The sequence below is a fragment of the Escherichia fergusonii ATCC 35469 genome (assembly GCF_000026225.1).
Lineage (GTDB): Bacteria > Pseudomonadota > Gammaproteobacteria > Enterobacterales > Enterobacteriaceae > Escherichia > Escherichia fergusonii.
Map to the genome: position 1 here is coordinate 4,484,913 of NC_011740.1, position 23,326 is coordinate 4,508,238.

Consider the following 23,326-nt stretch of genomic DNA (forward strand, 5'->3'; position numbering starts at 1 on the left):
GTTATACCACTTTTGCCAGATAGTCTCTACATATCAGAATAAAAAGCCGCCTCTAAAAGGCGGCTTCGTCATTACAGCTTACATCTGGCGTTAATGTTGCGGTGCGGGATCGTTATGTGTTTCCTGCGCCACCTCAATCGCCGGTTTGTTCTGCAATACCGTCCAGATAACCAGTGCCCCCAGTAGGTCGAATACCGCAAGTACTGCGAACAGCGGGCTAAAGCCGATAGTGTCAGCCAGTGCACCAACCACCAGAGCAAACAGCGTACTTGCCAGCCATGCAGACATCCCGGTCAGACCATTTGCCGTTGCCACTTCGTTACGACCGAATACATCAGAAGAGAGGGTAATCAGCGCGCCAGACAGAGCCTGGTGAGCAAAACCACCGACACACAGCAGCATAATTGCTACATACGGGTTGGTGAACAGGCCGATCATACCCGGGCCAATCATCAGTACCGCACCCATGGTCACAACCAGTTTACGGGAAACAATCAGGTTCACACCAAACCAACGCTGGAACAGTGGCGGCAGGTAACCACCGAGGATACAGCCAAGGTCAGCAAACAGCATTGGCATCCAGGCGAACATCGCGATCTCTTTCAGGTTAAAGCCGTAAACTTTAAACATGAACAGCGGGATCCACGCGTTAAAAGTACCCCAGGCCGGTTCTGCCAGGAAACGCGGCAGCGCGATACCCCAGAACTGACGGTTACGCAGGATCTGACCAACGGACATTTTCTTCGCCGTGCTCACCTGGTGCTGGGCTTCCTGACCATTAATAATGTAGTCGCGTTCTTCATCAGTCAGATGCTTCTGGTCGCGCGGATGCTTGTAGAAAATCAGCCATGCCATCGCCCAGATAAAGCTCAGCGCACCGGAGAGAATGAACGCCATCTGCCAGCTGTGCATTACAATGGCCCAAACGACCAGCGGCGGAGCAATCATCGCACCAATGGAAGATCCCACGTTAAAGTAACCGACCGCGATAGAACGCTCTTTTGCCGGGAACCATTCAGAGCTGGCTTTCAGACCCGCCGGGATCATTGCTGCTTCTGCGGCACCAACGGCACCACGTGCAATTGCCAGACCACCCCAGCTGCCAGCCAGCGCCGTGGCACCACAGAAAACCGCCCACAATACCGCAAACATTGCATAACCGATCTTCGTACCAAGCACGTCCAGTACGTAGCCAGCAACAGGTTGCATGACCGTATAAGCCGCAGAATACGCTGCGATGATATAGGAATACTGTTGGGTGGAGATGTTTAACTCTTCCATCAGAGTTGGTGCAGCTGCCGCCACAGTGTTACGCGTCAGGTAGCCAAGCACGGTGCCAAGCGTCACCAGTGCAATCATGTACCAACGTAACCCTTTAATTTTACGCATGTAAAACCTCATCGTGAATTATTGCCGCCATGTGTGCGGTCATCTTCCTGCGCGAAGCAGTGGATTCTGTTACAACCGGGTAACCTAAAAAAAACCGGTACCCCCCGAACGTTGCCTTAGGTGTCAGTGCTAATTCGGCGTCCGTACCGGTGAAATTCGATTCATGAATGAATCAGCAATTTTGCATTCAGTCGGTGTATATATCGCGACGGCAGAAAGATAACTTGTCATACAACTTTAAAAGGTGAGTGCCATCACAAATGTGTGAATCTTTGTGTGGACATTGTCAGGCTGCGTCAATGCCAGAACTGGCGCGGCCTGCGGCGTGATTTACTACTTTGAGGGTAATTTTTTTGTTCAGGTTTATTGATCTAACTCACGAAAATAGCTTCGGACTATGGAAATTGGTGTGATAACTTTGTCAGCATCGCTATATAAGCAAGCTGACTCACTCGTGAGAGGAAGACGATAATGACTCCGTTTATGACTGAAGATTTCCTGTTAGATACCGAATTTGCCCGCCGCCTGTACCATGAATACGCCAAAGATCAGCCGATTTTTGACTACCACTGCCATTTGCCACCGCAGCAAATCGCGGAAGACTACCGTTTCAAAAACCTGTATGACATTTGGCTGAAAGGCGATCACTATAAATGGCGTGCAATGCGTACTAACGGTGTGGCAGAGCGTCTGTGTACTGGCGACGCATCTGACCGTGAGAAATTTGACGCATGGGCGGCAACGGTTCCTCACACTATCGGCAACCCGTTATACCACTGGACGCACCTGGAGCTGCGTCGCCCATTTGGTATTACAGGTAAACTGCTTTCTCCTTCTACTGCTGATGAAATCTGGAATCAGTGTAACGAACTGCTGGCACAGGATAACTTCTCTGCGCGCGGCATCATGCAGCAGATGAACGTGAAAATGGTCGGCACCACCGACGATCCGATCGATTCTCTGGAGCATCACGCAGAGATCGCCAAAGACGGCTCTTTCACCATTAAAGTGCTGCCGAGCTGGCGTCCGGACAAAGCCTTCAACATCGAACAGGCGACCTTTAATGACTACATGGCGAAGCTGGGTGAAGTTTCCGATACGGACATTCGCCGCTTTGCTGATCTGCAAACTGCCCTGACCAAACGTCTGGATCACTTCGCCGCTCACGGCTGTAAAGTGTCTGACCACGCGCTGGACGTGGTGATGTTTGCAGAAGCGAACGAAGCGGAGCTGGACAGCATCCTGGCGCGCCGTCTGGCTGGCGAAACCCTGAGCGAGCACGAAGTGGCACAGTTCAAAACTGCGGTGCTGGTGTTCCTTGGTGCCGAATACGCGCGTCGCGGTTGGGTGCAGCAGTACCACATTGGCGCGCTGCGTAATAACAACCTGCGTCAGTTCAAACTGCTGGGGCCGGATGTAGGCTTTGACTCCATTAATGACCGTCCGATGGCGGAAGAGTTGTCCAAGCTGCTGAGCAAACAGAACGAAGAAAACCTGCTACCGAAAACTATTCTCTACTGCCTGAACCCGCGCGATAACGAAGTGCTGGGCACCATGATCGGTAACTTCCAGGGCGAAGGTATGCCGGGCAAAATGCAGTTCGGTTCCGGCTGGTGGTTTAACGACCAGAAAGACGGTATGGAACGTCAGATGACTCAACTGGCGCAGCTCGGTCTGCTGAGCCGCTTTGTCGGTATGCTGACTGACAGCCGTAGCTTCCTGTCATACACCCGTCACGAATACTTCCGCCGTATTCTGTGCCAGATGATCGGTCGCTGGGTGGAAGCGGGCGAAGCACCGGCGGACATCAACCTGCTGGGCGAGATGGTGAAAAATATTTGCTTTAACAATGCGCGTGACTACTTCGCCATTGAACTGAACTAAGGTCTGGGGTTGATATGCAATACATCAAGATCCATGCGCTGGATAACGTCGCGGTCGCTTTAGCTGATTTGGCTGAAGGCACAGAAGTCAGTGTCGATAACCAGACTGTTACGCTGCGCCAGGATGTTGCTCGTGGACATAAATTTGCGTTAACGGATATCGCAAAAGGGGCCAACGTCATTAAATATGGCCTGCCGATTGGTTATGCATTGGCGGATATTGCGGCGGGGGAACACGTTCACGCCCACAATACGCGCACGAATCTGAGCGATCTGGATCAGTATCGCTATCAACCTGATTTTCAGGATCTGCCTGCGCAAGCGGCAGATCGTGAAGTGCAGATCTATCGTCGCGCTAACGGCGATGTCGGGGTGCGTAACGAGCTGTGGATCCTGCCAACCGTAGGCTGTGTCAACGGCATCGCACGACAGATCCAGAACCGTTTTCTGAAAGAGACCAACAACGCCGAAGGCACTGACGGCGTGTTCCTCTTCAGCCACACCTACGGCTGCTCGCAGCTGGGTGACGATCACATCAATACCCGCACCATGCTGCAAAACATGGTGCGCCACCCGAACGCAGGCGCGGTGCTGGTAATTGGTCTGGGCTGTGAAAACAACCAGGTTGCCGCATTCCGTGAAACGCTGGGTGATATCGATCCTGAACGCGTTCATTTCATGATTTGCCAACAGCAGGATGATGAGATCGAAGCCGGGATCGAGCATTTGCATCAGTTGTATAACGTGATGCGCAACGACAAGCGCGAGCCGGGCAAACTCAGCGAACTGAAGTTTGGTCTGGAATGTGGTGGTTCTGACGGTCTTTCTGGTATTACCGCTAACCCAATGCTGGGGCGTTTCTCTGACTACGTAATTGCTAACGGCGGTACTACCGTACTAACCGAAGTGCCGGAGATGTTTGGCGCAGAGCAGTTACTGATGAGTCATTGCCGCGACGAAGCAACGTTTGAAAAACTGGTCACCATGGTCAATGACTTCAAGCAGTACTTTATTGCGCATGACCAGCCGATATACGAAAACCCATCACCGGGGAACAAAGCGGGCGGTATTACCACACTGGAAGACAAATCCCTCGGCTGTACACAAAAAGCGGGTTCCAGCAAAGTGGTTGACGTGCTGCGTTACGGCGAGCGTCTGAAAACGCCGGGGCTAAACTTGTTAAGTGCGCCGGGTAACGATGCCGTAGCGACCAGCGCCCTGGCGGGTGCGGGCTGCCATATGGTGCTGTTCAGTACTGGTCGTGGTACGCCGTATGGTGGATTTGTGCCAACGGTGAAAATCGCCACCAACAGTGAACTGGCGGCGAAGAAAAAACACTGGATCGACTTTGACGCTGGTCAGCTGATCCACGGTAAAGCGATGCCGCAGTTGCTGGAAGAATTTATCGACACTATTGTTGAGTTTGCCAACGGTAAGCAAACCTGCAACGAGCGTAATGACTTCCGAGAACTGGCAATTTTTAAAAGCGGCGTAACGCTATAAACCTGATATATTTTAATAAACGGCGTTTCATTTATTGAATCGCCGTTTATTTTTCCATTACTGACAAGGATCTTCCATGACCGTCTACTGGTTGGCCCAGGGGGTTGGCGTCATAGCCTTTCTGATTGGGATCACCACCTTCTTCAACCGCGATGAGCGTCGCTTCAAAGTACAGCTTTCCATCTACAGTGTATTTATTGGCATACATTTTTTTCTGCTGGGGGTATTTCCTGCTGGAGCCAGTTCTATTCTTAATGCTATTCGTACGTTAATTACTTTACGTACGCGTAGTCTGTGGGTTATGGCGATATTTATCGTTTTGACAGGTGGCTTTGGTCTGGCGAAGTTTCAGCACCCAATGGAATTACTACCCGTAGTCGGTACTGTCATCAGTACCTGGGCATTATTTCGCTTTAAAGGCCTGACTATGCGCTGTGTGATGTGGTTCTCCACCTGTTGCTGGTTAACTCACAATATTTGGGCTGGATCGATTGGTGGCACGATGATTGAAGGAAGCTTTCTGCTGATGAACGGCCTGAACATTATTCGTTTCTGGCGTATGCAGAAGAGAGGAATTGACCCGTTTATCGTCGAGAAAAACAAGCAAGAAAAAGCCCCTTCCGCTGTAGACGAAAGGGGCTAAGATTTAGTTACGTAGCGCGTTGTTTGACAGACGTTCGTCTTCCGCCATGCAGGCCGCAGCAGTGAACAGTACGTCAGTGGAGGAGTTCAGGGCGGTTTCACAGGAGTCCTGCAATACGCCGATAATAAAGCCAACGGCAACCACTTGCATGGCAATATCGTTCGGAATACCGAACATATTGCAGGCCAGCGGAATCAGTAACAGCGAGCCGCCCGCGACGCCGGAAGCACCACAAGCACACAGCGAAGCCACTACACTCAATAATAATGCTGTCGGCAGATCCACCGGAACACCCAGAGTATGTACCGCTGCCAGTGTTAATACGGTGATGGTGATTGCCGCACCTGCCATATTGATGGTGGCGCCCAGTGGAATAGAAACGGAATAGGTATCGCGATCAAGATTCAGTTTTTCACATAACGCCATATTCACCGGAATATTGGCCGCAGAGCTGCGGGTAAAGAAGGCGTATACGCCACTTTCGCGCAGGCAGGTCAGCACCAGCGGGAACGGATTACGACGAATTTTCCACCATACCAGTAACGGGTTTATCACCAGTGCAACCAGCAGCATACAGCCAACCAACACCATTAGCAGTTGCGCGTACCCCCACAGTGCATCAAACCCGGTAGTTGCCAGTGTGGAAGAGACCAGGCCGAAAATACCAATGGGAGCGAAGCGAATCACCAGTTTCACCATAAAGGTGACGGCACTGGACATATCATTAATCAGGTTTTTTGTTGTCTCGTTACCGTGGCGCAGTGCAAAGCCGAGGCCAATTGCCCATACCAGAATGCCGATATAATTACCTTTCAGCAGAGCATCAATTGGGTTAGATACCATGCTCATCAGCAGGCCGCGCATGACTTCCACAATGCCGGATGGCGGTGTGATATCGCCTGCACCAGTGGTGAGTTGTAGTGTTGAAGGGAAGGCGAAGCTGAAAACTACCGCCGTCAGTGCAGCAGTAAAAGTACCTAACAGATAGAGAAACAGAATCGGGCGAATACTGGTTTTTTGCCCGTGCTGGTGGTTAGCAATAGAAGCCATAACCAGCATCAGCACAAGAACCGGAGCAACCGCTTTCAGTGCGCCAACGAATAAGGTGCCTAACAGACCGACAGCTTCAGCTGCAGGTTTTGAAACCCATGCCAGAATGATCCCGAGAACGAGACCGACCAATATTTGTTTTACCAGGCTTCCCTGAGCCAAACGCTGAAGCAGCCCCGGCGAACGTTGCGTAGTCATTTTTGTGATCCTTGGTGTGATGTTGCTCATCCAATGTGCGCTTTGTTAGTGCATCTTTCTGGATGTAATAAGGTGTTTACCTGAGTGAGTATAAGGAAAGATTACGTTCGGGGAAGCGTAAAATGCTGGAAATTACGCGGCGCGTCATAGTTTTTAACTAAATTATTACAATTGTGCCGGGAAGCGTTGCACTTCCCGGCGCTTTGGTTACTGCATCTGTTGTTTTTTATCGTGCTGATAATTCACCCAGGCATTGACGATAAGAGTCAGTACCAGAATGCCAAACACCACACCCAGCGAAACGGCGATCGGAATATGGTAGAAGTCGACAATCAGCATCTTGATACCGATAAACACCAGAATCACCGCCAGACCATATTTGAGCATCGAGAAACGTTCTGCTACGCCCGCCAGCAGGAAATACATCGCACGCAGGCCGAGGATCGCAAACAGGTTTGAGGTCAGCACAATAAACGGATCGGTGGTCACGGCGAAGATAGCCGGAATGCTATCCACGGCGAAAATCACGTCGCTCAACTCCACCAGAATCAGTACCAGCATCAGCGGCGTGGCATACAACAAACCATTCTTACGCACAAAGAAATGCTCGTTGTCGATGGTGTCGGTCATGCGCAAATGACCGCGCAGCCAGCGCACCAGCGGCTTGTCGCCAATGCCTGATTCATCTTCATGGGCGAGCGCCATCTTCACACCGGTAAACAGCAGGAAGGCACCGAAGATATACAGGATCCAGTCGAACTGCGAAATCAGCCAACTGCCAGTGAAGATCATGATGGTACGCAGAACAATCGCCCCGAGTACGCCATACACCAGCACGCGCCGTTGTAACGCCGCCGGGACAGAGAAATAGCTGAACAACATCAGCCAGACAAAGACGTTATCGACCGCCAGCGATTTCTCAATCAGATAACCGGTGAGAAAGGCCAGTGCCTGTGGATCGGCAACGGCGCGACCTTCGGTTTGCACCAGATACCACCAGAAAGCGGCGTTAAACAGTAAAGACAGCGTCACCCAGACCAGCGACCAGGCCGCAGCCTGTTTCATGGTCATGGCATGTGCCCCACGACGCCCCTGTAACAACAGGTCGATAGCCAGCATAATGGCGACAACAACAGCGAATCCGCCCCATAACAATGGCGTGCCGACAGTATTCATAGAAGTTCCTTACACATAAAAAAACGGCCAACGTCGGAAGACGTCAGCCGCTGCTTTTTATGCATAGACCTCGCCTTCCGGCAAGGTCTCACTTACAACAAAAAAGGAATACGTCTGCGTATTCCTTTCGGGTTGCCCGGTGACCGGATGTGGTTTTTCACACATCGTAATGACGATCGACCGACAATGAAGTTACTCCCCTTTGCAGGTAACAAAGTATGACAGACCATTCACCCAGTCAATGGTCTGTTACATGCCTTTTACACTGCTTTACGGTAACCATTATTGTTTTACGCTATCTGCCGGAAAAATCACCCCCGTCTGGCGGCGGATCTCGGTCAGCAGTTTGGCGGTGATGCGACTGACCGCCAACCCTGGATGATCCACCAGATGTTCATCCACCAGTTCAGCAAACAGCTCTGCTTCGTAGAGCATGGTATTAATATGCTGCGGCTGAGTGAGATCCTGCATCTGGCTGCCGCGCGGCACAAAACACACTTTCTGGCATTCAGACAGTTTTTCAATCACCAGCGATCCCGCTTCGCCCTGAATCTCGCTTGCCAGGACAGAATCGCTCACTTTTGAGTGCTGCAACGTAACGCTGAAATCACCGTAATCCATCACCACCACGCCGTGGGCATCCACACCGCTTGCCAGCAAACTGGCGGTCGCTTGCACGCTTTTCGGCTCACCAAATAACGCCACCGCCGACGCCAGACAGTAAAAGCCGATATCCATAATTGAACCGTTGGAGAATGCCGGATTGAAGGTGTTGGGATTCTCGCCGTCCAGATAACGCTGATATCGCGAGGAATACTGGCAATAGTTGAAAAAGACTTTACGCAATTTGCCGACTTTCGGCAGCGCCTGGCGCAACAAATGAAAATTCGGCAGGCTGGCGGTTTTAAATGCCTCAAACAGCACCACCTGATTTTCCCGCGCACAGGCAATGGCTGCATCCACTTCCGCCAGATTCGACGCCAGCGGTTTCTCGCAAATCACATGTATCTTGTGGCTAAGGAAAAGTTGTGTCTGGGAAAAGTGCAGGGCATTCGGGCTGGCAATATACACCGCGTCAATGGCATCGCTTTTCGCCATCGCTTCCAGCGACGTAAACAGATGCTCGACAGAAAAATCATTGGCGAAGTGCTGGGCCTGTTCAAGGCTGCGGGAATAGACGGTGGTTAACTTGTATTTACCGCTCTCATGGGCGGCCTCGACGAACTGGCGGGTGATCCAGTTCGTGCCAATCACAGCGAAACGTATCATAACGCGTGGATACTCCATAAAGGGATTCTGCCGTCAATGTAGCACGCCTTTTTCATCTTCGACGTGCGCAGTGCGCAGATACGCATTATTTCTGCGCCGGACAGCCATGCTCGCTAAACGGCCCAATCATGACCGACGGCCCGAGATATTTCGGCTGTCGATGGAGGATTTTCGCATCAATCACCGCGCTGACTCTGGCAAGTTTTTCCCGCAGTTGAGTATATAAACCGTGCTTCATATTCAGGTCCGGCGCGTTAAAGCCGATGGCATCAATGCCATATTGCTTTGCCAGCCAGATGGCGCGTTGGTTATGAAATTCTTGCGAAATAATGGTGATATGGTTTTCCCCAAACACTTTTTTGGCACGCACTACCGAATCAAGCGTTGAGAATCAGGCATAGTCGCAGAAGATCACTTTTGCTGGTACGCCTTTAGCGATCAAAGCCTGCTGCATGCCTGACGTTTCATCGTAATTTTTACGTCCGTTATCGCCACTGACCAGCAGCCATTTCACTTTTCCGGCGTGGTACAACTCTGCTGCGGTATCAATACGTCGGGTAAAGTAGCGATTACCCGGCCTCGCCCCCAACAATAAACCCACGTTACGCGCCGGAACGGCGTTAACATCGCTCCAGGTCAGCTGTTTGCTGGCGTTGACCATTGCGCGATCGGCGATAAAAATTGTCGCTCCTGCCACAAGTAACAGTAAGCAGGCAATCTTTAGAGTCCGGCGAGAAAAACAAACGCGGCGAAGAAGGCGGGCAAATGCGCGCAGCATGGTCGTTATCCTTAACGAAAGGGGGGAGGTCGATTTTAGGCGCTAAAGGAGGAAAAGATAACGCCTGAAATTATTTTCAGATTTTGTCCTGCCCAAGCGACAACTGCGTTAGCCACAGCCGGGTGTCGAACTCAAGCTGGTGGTACTGCGGTTCCATATGACAGCACAACTGGTAAAACGCTTTGTTGTGCTCTTTCTCCTTCAGGTGCGCCAACTCGTGCACCACGATCATGCGCAAAAACGGTTCTGGCGCGTTACGAAACACAGTAGCGACGCGGATCTCTGCTTTTGCTTTCAGCTTGCCGCCCTGCACACGCGAAACAGCGGTATGTAACCCGAGCGCGTTTTTCAGCACATGAATCTTATTGTCATACATCACCTTATTGATCGGCGGGGCATTGCGCAGAAACTGATTCTTCAGATCCTGAGTATATTGCCAGAGGGCTTTATCGGTGGCGTAGTCGTGCGTTCCTGGATAGCGTTTTGCCAGCACATCGCCCAGACGCTGTTCATTAATCAGCGTGCGCACCTGGGAAAGTAGCTGCTCGGGATAACCCTGAAGATAAGTAAGATTGCTCATAACCGCCCACGAAAAAGAGAAAAAGGGTATACTCACGCACCCTTTTCAGGGGCAACGTCGAAATTTTATCATTCAGGAGGGCCGATGAGCCACTTAGACAACGGTTTCCGTTCACTGACATTACAACGTTTTCCGGCGACGGATGACGTTAACCCGCTACAGGCGTGGGAAGCGGCGGATGAATATTTGCTGCAACAGTTGGACGACACAGAAATCCGCGGCCCGGTGTTGATCCTGAATGATGCCTTTGGTGCGTTAAGTTGTGCACTGGCGGAACATAAGCCGTACAGCATTGGCGACTCATACATCAGCGAACTGGCGACGCGCGAGAATTTACGCCTCAACGGGATTGATGAGTCGAGCGTGAAGTTTCTCGACAGCACCGCCGACTACCCGCAACAGCCGGGTGTGGTGCTGATCAAAGTGCCGAAAACACTGGCATTGCTGGAACAGCAACTGCGTGCGCTGCGCAAAGTGGTCACGTCGGATACACGTATTATTGCCGGTGCCAAAGCCCGTGACATTCACACTTCCACGCTGGAACTGTTCGAAAAAGTGCTCGGCCCGACCACCACCACGCTGGCATGGAAAAAAGCTCGCCTGATTAATTGCGCTTTCAATGAACCGCTGCTGGCCGATGCGCCGCAGACCGTTAGCTGGAAGCTGGAAGGTACTGACTGGACTATCCACAACCATGCGAATGTCTTCTCCCGCACCGGGCTTGATATCGGCGCGCGCTTCTTTATGCAACATCTGCCGGAAAATCTCGAAGGTGAGATTGTCGATCTCGGCTGTGGTAACGGCGTTATTGGCCTGACACTGCTTGATAAAAACCCGCAGGCGAAAGTGGTGTTTGTCGATGAATCACCGATGGCGGTTGCTTCCAGCCGTTTGAACGTTGAAACCAACATGCCCGAGGCGTTGGATCGCTGCGAGTTTATGATCAACAACGCGCTCTCCGGCGTGGAGCCTTTCCGCTTTAATGCTGTGCTCTGCAACCCGCCGTTTCATCAGCAACATGCGCTGACTGATAACGTCGCCTGGGAGATGTTCCACCATGCCCGCCGCTGCCTGAAAATCAACGGCGAGCTGTATATCGTTGCCAACCGTCACCTGGATTACTTCCATAAACTGAAGAAGATTTTCGGCAACTGCACCACTATTGCGACGAATAATAAATTTGTGGTGCTGAAAGCGGTGAAGCTGGGGCGTCGTCGGTAAGTCTTGTTTGTAATGCCGGATCAGGTGTCAGTTCCTGGTCCGGTAAATATTGGTTTACTTCTTTCTTGCCGGGTACTGGTCATTGGTGACGTTGCGGGAAAGTAATTAAAGCGTATTATTCCACAATAAATAATGCACTTTAATTATAGGTCGTGTGAATATATGAAGGGATTCTTTAAAGCAAAAGGAATTAATGGCGCAATTAATATTGGTGCGTTCATTAGTTTTATTACCTCTTTTATGACCTTTCTCCCCTTTTTTTTACCGTCAAGTTTAGTTTCGAATAACATTTTCTACACGGTGATAAATATATTTATCGCCATAATGTGGTTAATTATTTCCGTTGGGATTTATAAAAAAATACAGATTTGTGCCTGGCTGTCCATATTTTTTTATATTGTAAATCAATGTGCTATTATTATTGATACGGGATACACACGGTTCAATCTGCTGTGGCCTTTGGGTATTTATTTTTTTTGCTGCACCGTTGTGGCTGTTCGACTTTCTTCTCGGGAGAGAAAAGAAGGAATTAGTCTTGAATACCGACTGAGGAAAGATGCTTTTAAACTCTTCATCGCTATGGTGTTGGTTTTTGGGGCCGGAGTGTTTATCTCGATGAAAATAAATGATTACTTAGTCCAGAATCTTTGGGGAGAGTATGTCAAAGCTATTGAGGTCGAAAGAGAAAGATCTAAACTACCGATTAAAATTGACAATAATGTAACGTTAATGAATTTTTATATTGAAGATAAATCATTGGTTATGGAATATGACACAAAGAATTTAAAAACATTAAATGCTACAGAATGGTACGATAAAACAAAAAGCGACTTTAAGCGTTTTTGTTGGGTAAACGTTATTCAGGTAAAAGGGTTTCAGGTAATATATCGTTTTACCCAGGGATATGAAAAAAGAGAGTTTAAATATAACGTTCTTGATTGTCGTAATTAAAAATTAATAGAAACAGCATGAGCGCGTTATCTGCCAGCGGTGGCGTACAAGTACTTGCACGCCACCGCTGGCACTCAAGCTCGCTAACCTTCACGCTCAACAACTTTGATTTCAACCATACCAATCCCCAGTTTTCGTGGTGAATGCCCCAGGATATTCCCCTCGTTGGTGGCGATGGGTTCCGGCGGCACAATTACTACGGTACTGGCGCTGTTGGGGTTATCAAAATGCAGCGTGGTGGTAGTGACTTCATTACCCAGCACCATTGTCTGTTCTTCATTACCAATGCGAACGGGTATCGGTTTGCTGGCGTTCGTGCCGTAGGCTTTGGCAGTAATCACCAAATCAAATTTCTTCGGCAGCGGTGCGTTGTATTCAATTTTCACTTCATCACCCAGTTGGGCGTTGGACCAACGTCCCCACGACTCCGGGCGGGAAATGCCACTGAATTGTTTTACCTCTTCCGGCGCGCCTGCGACATTAAAGATAAAACTGTCGGCTTTATAACGGATATCGTTATCAACGATTTTCAGCGTATCGACGTTACCTTTATAGCGCTCCATATCGATAACCGTATCTTTGAAAGCGGTTTTACCCTGCCATTGTGGTTTATCAACATGCTGTACACGTTGTTCTCCGCCCAGTTGCCCTTGAGACACACACCAGTCGGTAGAAAGCGATAATTCAGGTGCCCACAGCCGCGCCATTTTGTAGCAGCGATCGACCCAGACAAAGTTATCGCGTGGGGCGAAGTCCGCCAACTGGAAGCGCAGTGGGGCAGAATATTCACTTTCAGGCAGTGGTTCTACACGTTTATCGGAAACACGTAGCAGCAGCGGTAAGCGGAAATGGCTGCCAGAAAACGCAATGGTGTTTTTATCCTGATCGATTGTGAACGCTTTTATCTCTTTCGGGAATTTCCACAGCCGAATTATATCTGGCTTCCAGGCCAGTGTTTTCTCTTTGATATTCAGGAAAATTTCCGACATCGACTGCCCGGACAAACTGCTACGGCCAAGACCAAGAAAATTATCGCCACCAAGGATATCCAGTACGGTTGCGCCGTTATCCATCGTATTACGCTTCACCGCCAGCGTTTCCTGTTGTGGTTTATCACCACGCAGTACAAAAAACAGGTTATTACGATCCTGTTTGTTCAGGTATTTCCACGCCGTGTTATTCATTGCCAGATGATCTGACGAAACCACAATCACCGTGTTTTTAAACCACGGCGATGCTTTGATTTTATTAATGAAAGTAGCAATATTTTCCTGGCTGCAGCTCACTGCGCTAAACGATTGATTTTGTTTACCATCAAAGTCATACCGTTTGCGATTGCAGGTACGGGAGATAAAACCGTCAGGGTGGTGAGTGTCCACCGTCAGTGTGAATAATGAAAACCGCTGACCAGACCGGGAAAGCTCTTCAAATTTTTTCCAGGCTTCATCAAGCACCGTATCGTCGTAAAAGCCCCAGTCATTGCGGTAGGTTGGATCGGCTACGACACCTTTTAACTCTTCTGCACCGTACAGATGATCAAAACCGTGAGATTTCAGGAACACATCTTTGCCCGCAAAGCGCAAATTGGCCCCTTGGACAAAATAATTCTGATAACCGGAGTTTTTCAGGATATCGCCAAGACAGATATTTTGTGGAAAGAAGCTGGAAACTGACGCCGAGGCGTTACCCTCAAAAGGCGCAAACAGAGGAATTCCACACTGCGAGGCAACCATTCCGGCAATGGTGTAATCCGTACCAGGTAGCTGCATCGTGTGGCTGAAATCCATGCTTTCATTTTTAATTGCCCCCAGCTCTGGCGTCAGATCCGGGAAGGCCTCGTTATCAAAATAGGTGCGCTCAAGACTTTCGCCATAGATATACACCAGATTCAGTTTCGGATTCGGGATCGTTTTTGCCGGTTCTTTGTAGTAAATAGCAAAATCGGGATCGCCATCGCGAGTCTGCGACTTAACCAGTTCCGTAATCTGCCGAAATGCCGGACTGGCATCTACAGAGCCCAGCGCTAAGAGCAGAGCCAGTAAGCTATAACCAAAATGGTGCGGGTGATGACGACGACGGCGCAGGATCCAACCCAGCGAAACAAAAACTGCAGTCAGCGCCAGCACAATACCAACGCCTGGCAGAATATACTTGCCAATGCCCGCGCCAGTCAGGCTATTTGTCAGCGTGTAAAGCACTGCATCATTGATGCCGTCACCAGTAAAATAATCGCTAGCATATAGGGTGATATTGAGCACAACAAATAACCCAAGCACCGTCAGCGTGGCGGCAAACCACCAGGTGTTACGACCTGCTTTCCAGGCATAAATCAGCACGGAAGCGAGGAAAAGGGCAAAGGAGAGTAACTCTGACAACTGACGATCCTCTTTCAATCCAGCGGGCAACTGGCAGACAATCTTTTTACTGGTTGCACAATGTAACGACGATGTCACATTGCCGCAATTGTAGTGTCAAAAAAATCAATTTTTGTTCAGATTTGGTTTATAAATAAACTTTTTTGATCACCGTCACTGCTTGTGAGCGAGTGGCTGAAAGGACCTGGAGATAAGAAAAAATGCGGTTAACGCCACGTTACTCCTCAAAAGGTTAAAACGTGGCGTTGAATTATCAGGAAATAAAGTTCAGCCCTTGTTTTAAGACCAAATCGCAGGCCTTAGTTTTCACTTTTTCCGCCAGTGGTGTTGAGCCAATATTGTCGAGATTCAGTTGCTGACCATCTTTGGTTTTCAACAAACCAGCGATGCCATCCAGATAGTTGCTATCCTCTTTTTGCTTTTCGCTACTGAGTCCCAGTTTTTCCAGCACCTGATTTTTGACATTTTCAGCATCGGTAACGGAAGCCAGTTTTTGCTTCACGCAGTATTGCAGAATACCCGCTACGTTATTCATATTGCCTGAGCTGAGTGCCTGATTGTCGCCATTAAGCAGGCCCGTTAGCGTGGCAAGAGAAAGCCCGCCTTGTTGTCCAGACGAGGTGTTTTGCTTATTCAGTTCACTGGCGGCGCTGGCAAGAGAATCTTTCCATGACGCAGCAAAAGTACTGGTGCTTAATAATGCACTGGCGGCAAACGCGCAGCACAGCAGATATTTTGTTGTTTTCATCCTGATGACTCTTTGTGTTGTTGCTTCTGGCGCAACGGCGCGCCAGAGAATTAATATTCTTTACCGGTCACACGGCTGCGGTAACTTTCCCAGTTGAAGATCACCCATAAGCTATTGCCCAGGCGCATACGATCCATCACGCGTTCGCCAAGTAGCTTTGTCATCTCTTCCATATTGCTGTTGGTTAACATTCCGGTTGGACGCTTGGAGGATGAGCGGCGATCCACGATCTGGTTAATGATCACTTTTTCATAGCGCGATTCAGTTTGTACCCCGATCTCGTCGATCACGAGTAGATCGACATTACTGAGATCATTAAGCAGTTGTTCTTCCGTTGTTTCACGATTTGTAAAGGTGTCTTTCATAGCAGACATAATGTCTGCAACGGTAATGATTAATACCGATTTCCCACGTAGCAGCAGTTCATTACAGATTGCCGCCGCCAGGTGGTTTTTACCTGTTCCCGGTTTGCCAGAGAAGATAAAGCTGGCGATGTTACCGTCAAACTCTTCCACATACTGTCGTGCTTTGCTCAGAGCGTTCATTTGCCCTTCGCACTCCACAACGTAGTTTTCAAACGAACAGTTTTGATGCAAAGGACGAATACCTGAACGGTTGAAGGTACGCTGCATTTTCATCGCCCGGTTTTCTCGAGCCAGGGCGGCGGCACGGATCGCGCCCTGTTCTTTCTGCCAGGCCAGCAGTTCTTCACCTGTGGTAAAAGCAGGCTTGATATGCTCAGGCATCATCTTTTGCAGACGTTTCATCAGATCGCCAACGTTTTTCATGGTCATCCTCTAAAACCGGGTGGAATTTGATTGTCAGGTTCACTGACCGTGTTTACATCTCGTTTCGGCATACCGCCATTGCTGGCCCGGCTGATTTGGACACTGCGTGCCAGCTTTTGTTGCCACTGTACATGATGAAAAACTTTCCCTTCCGCCTGCCAGTAAGCAACAAAAGAAGCCAGTTCTGCCGCTGTGACGGGTTCTCTTAATGCAACACCCCATAGTGCCGCCAGTCGCTGAAAATCAGCATCTGGCTGCCAGTCGGCATACATGGCAAATTTCCCCATCGGCACTGCAACAGGAGTAGATTGTGGTTCTTCAAACAACTGCGCATCCAACGCGACATCACTACCTGGTTGCGATAATTTTTCTTCAAGTGCCAGCAATGCCGCCAGACGATCTGGGGTGATGGCGTAAAAGGCGGGAGCATTATTGGCAAATACCGCTACCGTACCACTCGCAGATTTGGCCAGCACGGCAGCATGATCCTGTACCAGGGCGTCAATGCCGATAACGTCCGGGGTCAAAATTCTGGAAGACATACTATTTCTCAAAAGTGGAATAACACACGAGAAGGGAGATCTACTAATAGTATCACACAGAAGACAGAGATCGGCAGGATGCTGCGCCGATCTCCAACATCACGTCGTTATACCCGTGGGCGTTTGCGATACAACCATAGCCCTGGTACAGAGAGGCCAATAGAAAGCGCCCCGACGATAGAAGAGGCTTTCAGGAAATTGGTTAACAGGGTAATCATTAATGTTTCGCTGTACCCAAAATGGCTAATTTGTACTGCCGATATCATCGCTGTATACGCCGGAATACCTGGAAACATCGGAATCACTGCTGCCACAGTAAAAACCTTTGGATGCGCGAGATACCAGCGCGACCACTGAATACCGATACTGCCAACCAACAGTGAGGCCATAAATGTTGACCATTCAATATTGAAATCAGCAGCCATCATAATCATCCGCGAACCATGACCAATGGCACCGAGGAGCCCACACCATGGCAGTGCCCGATGCGGCACATTAAACACCATGGCAAAGCCGATGGCAGGAATTGCCGCCAGAATCATGTCTTGCATTAGTGCAAGCAGAAAATCAATCACACCCATCCGCGAAGTCCCCATGCAGTTAATGCCATGACTACCCCCACACACGTTGCCAGCGTTAGCAAACTGGCGATTGCCCAACGCGCAAGACCTGTATTGATATGCCCTTTAAACATATCAGCGACAGAGTTGATTAACGGAAAGCCCGGCACCAGAAGCAACACACTGGCTGCCATCGCAATATTGGGCGTGTGGCTGAACATGGGGAGATTTAATAACAAACCCGAAATAGTGGTGGCGATAAAAGCTGTAATACAAAAGGTAATTTGGGGATGAAGGTGTCGTTGTGCCAGTGTCAGTCGTATATACATCGCTATCAGGCTGGCAAAAAATGTTACGACTGCGCCATCCCAACCCCCATTATTCAATTTACAAAAGCAGGCGCAGGAAAGACCGACCATGAATGCAACCAGCCATCGTGGATAGCGTAATGGTTTTATTTGACTGAAACGTCTCTCCACCCCTTTGTAATCCAGCAACTTGTGTTCTGCGAGGATGACGATGTGTTGTACCTCTGTCACCACGTGCATATTTATACCGTGATCCTGGTTTTTACGGGTGGTGGTCAGGCAGTGCCCATCTTTAATGGTCGTCAGGACGATTGCGTTAGATGAGATTGCGCTTTCCACGCTGTCCATACCCAGCGCCCGACCAAGGCGGGTAGAGAGCTCCTCAACCAGTGCGCTTTCCGCACCATGTTGCAGCAAAAAAAGCCCGCACTGAATACATAATCGTGTGATCGACCGTTGTAACGATTGCTCTGTTTGCATGACTCACTCTGTTGTAAATCGCGATGACGTCTCGCCGGGTAGCAAAAGGCTTCTTTGTATCATGAAGCGTAACGACGGAGCCCACGTAAAAGATCAAATTTGCGGCGGAAAAATAAGCGTTCTGTGCAAAATCAGAACATGACCTGTGCCACAAAACGTACAAATTGGTGAAAAGTCCAAAAACTGTCGTCGATTTGCCCTTCTTTTTTTCTCCAGCTTCTCAAAAATGCAACATGAAACTTTCATTAAACATTATTAATACAAATAATTAACCATATGTGGAGGATTGATGAAAACTCAGGTGACTATTATAGGCGCAGGGCCTTCCGGGCTGTTATTGGGGCAGTTGTTGCATAAAGCGGGTATCCGCACCCTGATTATTGAGCGGCAAACACCAGAATATGTGCTTGGGCGGATTCGGGCCGGGATTCTGGAAAGTGGAACGGTAGATTTGTTGCGGGAAGCGGGTGTCGCGAAACGTATGGATCGGGAAGGGCTGATACATCATGGCGTGGAATTTATTTTTGATGGTAAACGCATTCCAGTTCCGCTCAGTGAATTGACCGATGGCAAAAACGTGATGGTCTACGGGCAAACGGAAGTCACTCGCGATTTGATGCAAGCGCGAAATGAGAGTGATGCGCCCACCATTTATGGCGTCAGTCAGGTCATGATTCACGATGCCAAAAGTGACCGACCCTCTGTCACCTTTGAAAAAGATGGCGAGCACTGCCGTGTAGAGTGTGACTTTATTGCCGGATGCGATGGTTTTCATGGCGTATCCCGGCAAAGTATTCCCCGTGATGTGATTCGTGAATACGAAAGTGTGTGGCCGTTCGGTTGGCTTGGTTTGTTGGCGGATACACCCCCGGTCAACCCGGAACTGATTTACGCGCATCATCAGCGTGGTTTTGTACTTTGTAGTCAGCGCTCACTAACCAGGAGCCGTTACTATTTGCAGGTGCCCCTCAGCGAGCAGGTCGAGGCATGGAGTGATGAACGTTTCTGGGCGGAGTTAAAGAGCCGTTTACCTCATGAGTTGGCAGAAAAGTTAGTGACTGGTCACTCACTGGAGAAAAGTATTGCGCCTTTGCGTAGTTATGTGGTGGAACCCATGCAATATGGCAAATTATTTCTGGTGGGGGATGCCGCACATATCGTGCCACCAACGGGAGCAAAAGGGTTAAATCTGGCTGCGTCTGATGTGAATTATCTCTGGCGTATCCTGACACAGTATTACCATGCCGGGCGGACCGATTTGCTGGCGCGTTATTCGCAACTGGCTTTGAATCGTGTCTGGAAGGGGGAACGTTTTAGCTGGTTTATGACGCATCTTCTGCATGACTTTCAGGACAAAAGTGAATTTGATCGCAAAATGCAGGAAGCAGATCGCCATTACTACCTGGAATCCGTTGCCGGACTGACCACTATTGCCGAGAACTATGTCGGTTTACCCTTTGAAAATGTTGGATAAAAAAGAAAATATGCAAAGTGTGGCAACAGTTCCGGTTTTTAAGCTCTATGGCGAACGGCAAGGCTGGCCCACACCTGAGCTGCTGCATTGTGAATCTATTCATCAACGCAGCAGTCAGTATGAGTGGCATATTCGCGTGCATCAACATGCGGAACTGGTGCAGTTGCTCTATCTTCATCATGGGCAAGCGGAAATTGAAATTGAAGGTAAAACTACGGTCATGCAAGAGGCTTGCCTGCAAGTCGTTCCCGCATTATGCGTACATGGTTTTCGCTTTTCACCTGGCACTGAGGGTTATGTTCTCTCACTGGCCCTGCCACTGTTAAGTCATATGGAATCGCAATTTCCACGCCCGCTTTCGTTGTTAAACACTGCACAATGTTTTCCGGTCGGGCGGTCTCACGAGTACATCCGTACATTATTTGCGGCGTTACAACAGGAATATCATGAAGATAATGATGCCCGGGAAATGATGATGTTCTCTCTGTTGAGTGCACTGTTGGTATGGTTAACCAGGCAGGAACAGCCTCTTCGGCCACGTTCAGGGAGCAGTGAACGTAAGCGCAGTGTGATGTGCTTGTTCGCAAGGCAAATCGAAAGCCAGTATCGGGAACATTTACCGTTAAAAGAATATGCCCGGCGGACTGGTGTCTCGGTTACGCATTTAAATCAATTATGTCGTGAATTTCATAACTGTAGTGCATTAATGGTATTACACGAACGGTTGATTCTGGAGGCTAAACGCTGTCTGCAATACACCCAAATGACCATCAGCCAAATCGCAGATTATTTGGGTTTTAGCGATGTTGCTTATTTCTCGCGATTTTTTAAACGTCACACGTTGCTGTCACCTAAAGCATATCGTGGAATTATGAATAATTCAGATGACATTAGTGAAACTAACAATTGAATTAAGTTATTTTAAATGTGTTAGCGCTATAGCATAAGGTATTATGTGATACTACTCTCTTGATTTATACAATGAGGATTGTAGTATTATCGACGAGTAAAAGGTATATTACGGACGAATTATTCACGGAGTCTATTAATTCATTATTTCCATCATTTTGATGTATATATTTATGGAACATGATTAACGACAAAACCAGTGAGACCAGGGAGGAAATATGTTGCCAGGATGCTGCACAAATGGAATTATTATCAGCAAAATACCTGTTATTCAAAGCGGGTTAAAAGGAATAATGAACACTCATTTTCCTGATTGTGATCTCTCATTCAGTTCAACGCCAGAAGAAGTCACGTTGTTACAACTGCGTCGTTCAGATATCGCCATCGCAGATTTAACGGGTGAATGTAAAAATCCCCGGGTCATTTGCGAACAATTTTATACCTTAATTTCACAATATCGCGAGATCCACTGGATATTTCTGGTATCACGCTCTTATTACGCGCAGGCGGTCGAGTTTCTGATGTGTCCGACTGCGACGCTGCTATCGGATGTTGAACCTATCGATAGCCTGGTCAAAACCATTCGTACCGGTAATCTCCGTGGCGACAGAATCAGCAAAGCGTTGCTTTCTCCGGTTATTGACGAACCTCATGATTACAGTTTCCGTCCCGTTATTTTAACGCTCTCAGAGCGGAAGGTATTAAGGCTCCTTGGAAAAGGTTGGGGAATCAATCAGATCGCCTCCTTATTAAAGAAGAGTAATAAAACCATTAGCGCCCAGAAAAACAGCGCCATGCGTCGATTAGCAATTCATAGTAATGCTGAAATGTACGCATGGATCAATAGTTCTCAGGGAGCCAGAGAGCTGAACTTGCCTTCAGTCTACGGAGAAGCCACGGAATGGAAATCAACAGGAATTCAAAGAGAAATGTCGCACTTGTAGAAAAGTGTGTCATGAGCAGTGTGGGTATTAAAAGTTTATTTGATACTTTCCCTGGTTATCCTTACAGGTTATATACCTACTCGACACAAGATGCTTTTCGCATGGCGATGATGACAACAAGTTTTTCGGCTGTCATTTTTTCACTCTCAGCTATTCGTAAAGAACGCAGAGTGGGGTTGTCTTACCTGAATGAACTGGCAAATAAAAATCCGCGTATGCGGCGGTTGGTTATTGCCGATGATGATATGGAAGCGCGCTTAATTAATTCATTATCACCATCACCGCTCGATGGGGTTTTAAGTAAGGCTTCAACATTACGGGTATTGCAAGAGGATCTTTATAACTCGTTAACCTGTATACGGCAGAAAAAAGATAGCGCAGGAAATCCGTGGTATCTCGACATGTTAAGCCCTACAGAGCGTGAAATATTACATTATATGTCGCATGGATATTCAATGATACAAATCGCTGCACAATTGAAACGTAATATTAAAACAATTCGGGCGCATAAATTTAACGTAATGGCGAAGTTGGGTGTCAATTCTGATGCTGGCCTACTTGATGCCGCCGATATTCTTCTTTATATGCACGGCACGCAATCCGAAAGTGCATTACCAACTGCAGTCTAAACGATAATGCCGGGTAAGTTGACCCGGCAGCGCGATTACTGGCAAATATTCACCCTCAGTTATTTCAGCGTACAGTCACCACATTGCTGCACATCCGGTAAGCGATAACGCTGGCAGCAAGTGCGGCGCACCAGCAGGCCGTCGCGCAGCACCACGGTACGCCAGAGTGGATTATCTTCACCGGTAGTAAGCGTTTTCTCAAAAAAGAGGGCATGGCGCAGCGATTCAACCGTCGCCTCGCCGAGCAGTTGCTTCATCTCAGTCAGATACCAGTTGATCAAATACCCGGTATTACTCCAGATAAGTTTGCCGTTAATCTCTCCCGTTGCTTCTAATGCCTGCACAATCGGAACCAGCGCCTGGCTGATTAACTTTTCCATTCGCTGCTGCGGCGAATGTGGTGTTGCGTTTTTATCTTCACACACATCGACCCAGAAACAGGCGGCGCGTCCGGTTTCGTGAAACTCAGCATGGAAATGTTCCGGCGACACATCTAATGCTTTTTCCTGCGTCAGCAGCGCCAGCATTAATGGCGGCACCATCAGGCCGATATACCATTGTGCCCATAGTGAGATCAGCGGTTTGTTCTCGCGGATCATCATCGGTTGATTGCGGTAGATATGATCGGAATAGACCGCCAGTAGAGAACTTAGCGTATTCGGTGATGACCATTGCGCCAGCGTCATGGCGTTAAACGGGGCGGGTTCATCCAGGCGGATAAACTCGAGCAAATGTTCTCGATGTTCGGCGATCGTCGCACGTACGGCTTGTGCAAGCCCAGCATCCTGCGGCTGGAGATGCGTTCGCCAGATAACATCTTCATAGAGCGGTGCGGAACGATAGGCCATAATCGCGATGGTAATCTAAATGATAATGATTGCTAATCCTAGCGATAGGTTTATTCGATAGCAAGGGATTTCTCTGACTT

General features: G+C 48.8%; 21 protein-coding genes and 1 pseudogene. 9 read left to right on the top strand and 13 right to left on the bottom strand.

Annotation, left to right across the window (positions count from 1 at the left end):
* Positions 1 to 90: 90 nt before the first annotated feature.
* Positions 91 to 1,389, bottom strand: coding sequence for a hexuronate transporter ExuT (gene exuT / locus EFER_RS21860; protein WP_001226464.1), 1,299 nt, complete (start codon positions 1,387 to 1,389; stop codon positions 91 to 93).
* 471 nt (positions 1,390 to 1,860) lie between these two features.
* Between exuT and uxaC the strand changes: the two genes are divergently transcribed.
* The 3 genes from uxaC to EFER_RS21875 all read left to right on the top strand — a co-directional run bounded on the left by uxaC (position 1,861) and on the right by EFER_RS21875 (position 5,418).
* Positions 1,861 to 3,273: a glucuronate isomerase gene (gene uxaC / locus EFER_RS21865; RefSeq protein WP_000187461.1), complete on the top strand. Its 1,413-nt coding sequence runs from the start codon at positions 1,861 to 1,863 to the stop codon at positions 3,271 to 3,273.
* A gap of 14 nt (positions 3,274 to 3,287) precedes the next feature.
* Positions 3,288 to 4,775 carry an altronate dehydratase gene (uxaA, locus tag EFER_RS21870; protein WP_001199380.1) on the top strand — a complete coding sequence of 496 codons (1,488 nt, stop codon included), beginning with the start codon at positions 3,288 to 3,290 and terminating at the stop codon, positions 4,773 to 4,775.
* 76 nt (positions 4,776 to 4,851) lie between these two features.
* The gene (locus tag EFER_RS21875) at positions 4,852 to 5,418 is read left to right on the top strand and encodes a YgjV family protein (RefSeq protein ID WP_000219551.1); all 567 of its coding nucleotides are present in this window, start codon (positions 4,852 to 4,854) and stop codon (positions 5,416 to 5,418) included.
* A 3-nt stretch (positions 5,419 to 5,421) separates the two neighbouring features.
* Here EFER_RS21875 and sstT read toward each other — a convergent pair whose 3' ends face one another.
* From sstT to EFER_RS21900, 5 genes and pseudogenes are all read right to left on the bottom strand, one after another.
* A complete protein-coding gene (gene sstT / locus EFER_RS21880) occupies positions 5,422 to 6,666 on the bottom strand; it encodes a serine/threonine transporter SstT (RefSeq protein WP_000211670.1) in 1,245 nt (414 codons plus the stop codon).
* Between the two features lie 207 nt (positions 6,667 to 6,873).
* Entirely contained in the window at positions 6,874 to 7,842 is a 969-nt protein-coding gene (gene alx, locus EFER_RS21885; protein WP_001098799.1) for a TerC family membrane protein Alx, read from the bottom strand.
* A gap of 282 nt (positions 7,843 to 8,124) precedes the next feature.
* A complete protein-coding gene (locus tag EFER_RS21890; RefSeq protein ID WP_024256579.1) occupies positions 8,125 to 9,111 on the bottom strand; it encodes a Gfo/Idh/MocA family protein in 987 nt (328 codons plus the stop codon).
* Positions 9,112 to 9,196: 85 nt separating this feature from the next.
* Positions 9,197 to 9,889 (bottom strand): annotated as a pseudogene (locus tag EFER_RS21895) (SanA/YdcF family protein).
* A 76-nt stretch (positions 9,890 to 9,965) separates the two neighbouring features.
* Positions 9,966 to 10,469: a M48 metallopeptidase family protein gene (locus tag EFER_RS21900; RefSeq protein WP_001295542.1), complete on the bottom strand. Its 504-nt coding sequence runs from the start codon at positions 10,467 to 10,469 to the stop codon at positions 9,966 to 9,968.
* Positions 10,470 to 10,553: 84 nt separating this feature from the next.
* Between EFER_RS21900 and rlmG the strand changes: the two genes are divergently transcribed.
* Positions 10,554 to 11,690, top strand: coding sequence for a 23S rRNA (guanine(1835)-N(2))-methyltransferase RlmG (gene rlmG / locus EFER_RS21905; RefSeq protein ID WP_000018680.1), 1,137 nt, complete (start codon positions 10,554 to 10,556; stop codon positions 11,688 to 11,690).
* A gap of 162 nt (positions 11,691 to 11,852) precedes the next feature.
* Positions 11,853 to 12,641, top strand: a complete 789-nt coding sequence (locus EFER_RS21910) for a hypothetical protein (RefSeq protein ID WP_024256580.1) — start codon at positions 11,853 to 11,855, stop codon at positions 12,639 to 12,641.
* A gap of 83 nt (positions 12,642 to 12,724) precedes the next feature.
* Here EFER_RS21910 and opgB read toward each other — a convergent pair whose 3' ends face one another.
* The 6 genes from opgB to EFER_RS21940 form a co-directional block, all read right to left on the bottom strand.
* Entirely contained in the window at positions 12,725 to 15,016 is a 2,292-nt protein-coding gene (opgB, locus tag EFER_RS21915; protein WP_001292693.1) for a phosphatidylglycerol--membrane-oligosaccharide glycerophosphotransferase, read from the bottom strand.
* A 253-nt stretch (positions 15,017 to 15,269) separates the two neighbouring features.
* A complete protein-coding gene (locus tag EFER_RS21920) occupies positions 15,270 to 15,764 on the bottom strand; it encodes a YjjA family protein (protein WP_000858933.1) in 495 nt (164 codons plus the stop codon).
* A gap of 50 nt (positions 15,765 to 15,814) precedes the next feature.
* Positions 15,815 to 16,552 (bottom strand): DNA replication protein DnaC, encoded by a 738-nt coding sequence (gene dnaC, locus EFER_RS21925; protein ID WP_002431706.1) that lies wholly within the window; start codon positions 16,550 to 16,552, stop codon positions 15,815 to 15,817.
* Between the two features lie 2 nt (positions 16,553 to 16,554).
* The gene (dnaT, locus tag EFER_RS21930) at positions 16,555 to 17,094 is read right to left on the bottom strand and encodes a primosomal protein DnaT (RefSeq protein ID WP_000098569.1); all 540 of its coding nucleotides are present in this window, start codon (positions 17,092 to 17,094) and stop codon (positions 16,555 to 16,557) included.
* A gap of 107 nt (positions 17,095 to 17,201) precedes the next feature.
* Entirely contained in the window at positions 17,202 to 17,675 is a 474-nt protein-coding gene (locus EFER_RS21935; protein WP_000538172.1) for a threonine/serine exporter, read from the bottom strand.
* Positions 17,666 to 18,442, bottom strand: a complete 777-nt coding sequence (locus tag EFER_RS21940; RefSeq protein ID WP_001192845.1) for a threonine/serine exporter family protein — start codon at positions 18,440 to 18,442, stop codon at positions 17,666 to 17,668. Before EFER_RS21940 ends, EFER_RS21935 begins: the two co-directional genes overlap by 10 nt.
* Before the next feature lie 289 nt (positions 18,443 to 18,731).
* Here EFER_RS21940 and pobA point away from each other — a divergent pair, with 289 nt between their 5' ends.
* The 4 genes from pobA (at position 18,732) to bglJ (ending at position 22,398) form a co-directional block, all read left to right on the top strand.
* A complete protein-coding gene (gene pobA, locus EFER_RS21945; protein WP_000857123.1) occupies positions 18,732 to 19,916 on the top strand; it encodes a 4-hydroxybenzoate 3-monooxygenase in 1,185 nt (394 codons plus the stop codon).
* 10 nt (positions 19,917 to 19,926) lie between these two features.
* On the top strand, positions 19,927 to 20,826 hold the full coding sequence (locus EFER_RS21950; protein WP_024256581.1) for a helix-turn-helix domain-containing protein: 900 nt from the start codon (positions 19,927 to 19,929) through the stop codon (positions 20,824 to 20,826).
* 217 nt (positions 20,827 to 21,043) lie between these two features.
* Positions 21,044 to 21,769: a helix-turn-helix domain-containing protein gene (locus EFER_RS21955; protein WP_000936673.1), complete on the top strand. Its 726-nt coding sequence runs from the start codon at positions 21,044 to 21,046 to the stop codon at positions 21,767 to 21,769.
* On the top strand, positions 21,727 to 22,398 hold the full coding sequence (gene bglJ, locus EFER_RS21960; protein ID WP_015953969.1) for a DNA-binding transcriptional activator BglJ: 672 nt from the start codon (positions 21,727 to 21,729) through the stop codon (positions 22,396 to 22,398). Before EFER_RS21955 ends, bglJ begins: the two co-directional genes overlap by 43 nt.
* A 59-nt stretch (positions 22,399 to 22,457) precedes the next feature.
* Here the strand turns inward: bglJ and fhuF are convergent, their stop codons facing one another.
* Entirely contained in the window at positions 22,458 to 23,246 is a 789-nt protein-coding gene (gene fhuF, locus EFER_RS21965) for a siderophore-iron reductase FhuF (RefSeq protein ID WP_000331587.1), read from the bottom strand.
* Positions 23,247 to 23,326: the final 80 nt, after the last annotated feature.

Bases quoted from the DNA above. Each gene is read 5' to 3' on its own strand.
- exuT (WP_001226464.1), bottom strand. From the start codon at position 1,389: ATGCGTAAAATTAAAGGGTTACGTTGGTACATGATTGCACTGGTGACG.
- uxaC (WP_000187461.1), top strand. From the start codon at position 1,861: ATGACTCCGTTTATGACTGAAGATTTCCTGTTAGATACCGAATTTGCC.
- uxaA (WP_001199380.1), top strand. From the start codon at position 3,288: ATGCAATACATCAAGATCCATGCGCTGGATAACGTCGCGGTCGCTTTA.
- EFER_RS21875 (WP_000219551.1), top strand. From the start codon at position 4,852: ATGACCGTCTACTGGTTGGCCCAGGGGGTTGGCGTCATAGCCTTTCTG.
- sstT (WP_000211670.1), bottom strand. From the start codon at position 6,666: ATGACTACGCAACGTTCGCCGGGGCTGCTTCAGCGTTTGGCTCAGGGA.
- alx (WP_001098799.1), bottom strand. From the start codon at position 7,842: ATGAATACTGTCGGCACGCCATTGTTATGGGGCGGATTCGCTGTTGTT.
- EFER_RS21890 (WP_024256579.1), bottom strand. From the start codon at position 9,111: ATGATACGTTTCGCTGTGATTGGCACGAACTGGATCACCCGCCAGTTC.
- EFER_RS21900 (WP_001295542.1), bottom strand. From the start codon at position 10,469: ATGAGCAATCTTACTTATCTTCAGGGTTATCCCGAGCAGCTACTTTCC.
- rlmG (WP_000018680.1), top strand. From the start codon at position 10,554: ATGAGCCACTTAGACAACGGTTTCCGTTCACTGACATTACAACGTTTT.
- EFER_RS21910 (WP_024256580.1), top strand. From the start codon at position 11,853: ATGAAGGGATTCTTTAAAGCAAAAGGAATTAATGGCGCAATTAATATT.
- EFER_RS21920 (WP_000858933.1), bottom strand. From the start codon at position 15,764: ATGAAAACAACAAAATATCTGCTGTGCTGCGCGTTTGCCGCCAGTGCA.
- dnaC (WP_002431706.1), bottom strand. From the start codon at position 16,552: ATGAAAAACGTTGGCGATCTGATGAAACGTCTGCAAAAGATGATGCCT.
- dnaT (WP_000098569.1), bottom strand. From the start codon at position 17,094: ATGTCTTCCAGAATTTTGACCCCGGACGTTATCGGCATTGACGCCCTG.
- EFER_RS21935 (WP_000538172.1), bottom strand. From the start codon at position 17,675: ATGGGTGTGATTGATTTTCTGCTTGCACTAATGCAAGACATGATTCTG.
- EFER_RS21940 (WP_001192845.1), bottom strand. From the start codon at position 18,442: ATGCAAACAGAGCAATCGTTACAACGGTCGATCACACGATTATGTATT.
- pobA (WP_000857123.1), top strand. From the start codon at position 18,732: ATGAAAACTCAGGTGACTATTATAGGCGCAGGGCCTTCCGGGCTGTTA.
- EFER_RS21950 (WP_024256581.1), top strand. From the start codon at position 19,927: ATGCAAAGTGTGGCAACAGTTCCGGTTTTTAAGCTCTATGGCGAACGG.
- EFER_RS21955 (WP_000936673.1), top strand. From the start codon at position 21,044: ATGTTGCCAGGATGCTGCACAAATGGAATTATTATCAGCAAAATACCT.
- bglJ (WP_015953969.1), top strand. From the start codon at position 21,727: ATGGAAATCAACAGGAATTCAAAGAGAAATGTCGCACTTGTAGAAAAG.
- fhuF (WP_000331587.1), bottom strand. From the start codon at position 23,246: ATGGCCTATCGTTCCGCACCGCTCTATGAAGATGTTATCTGGCGAACG.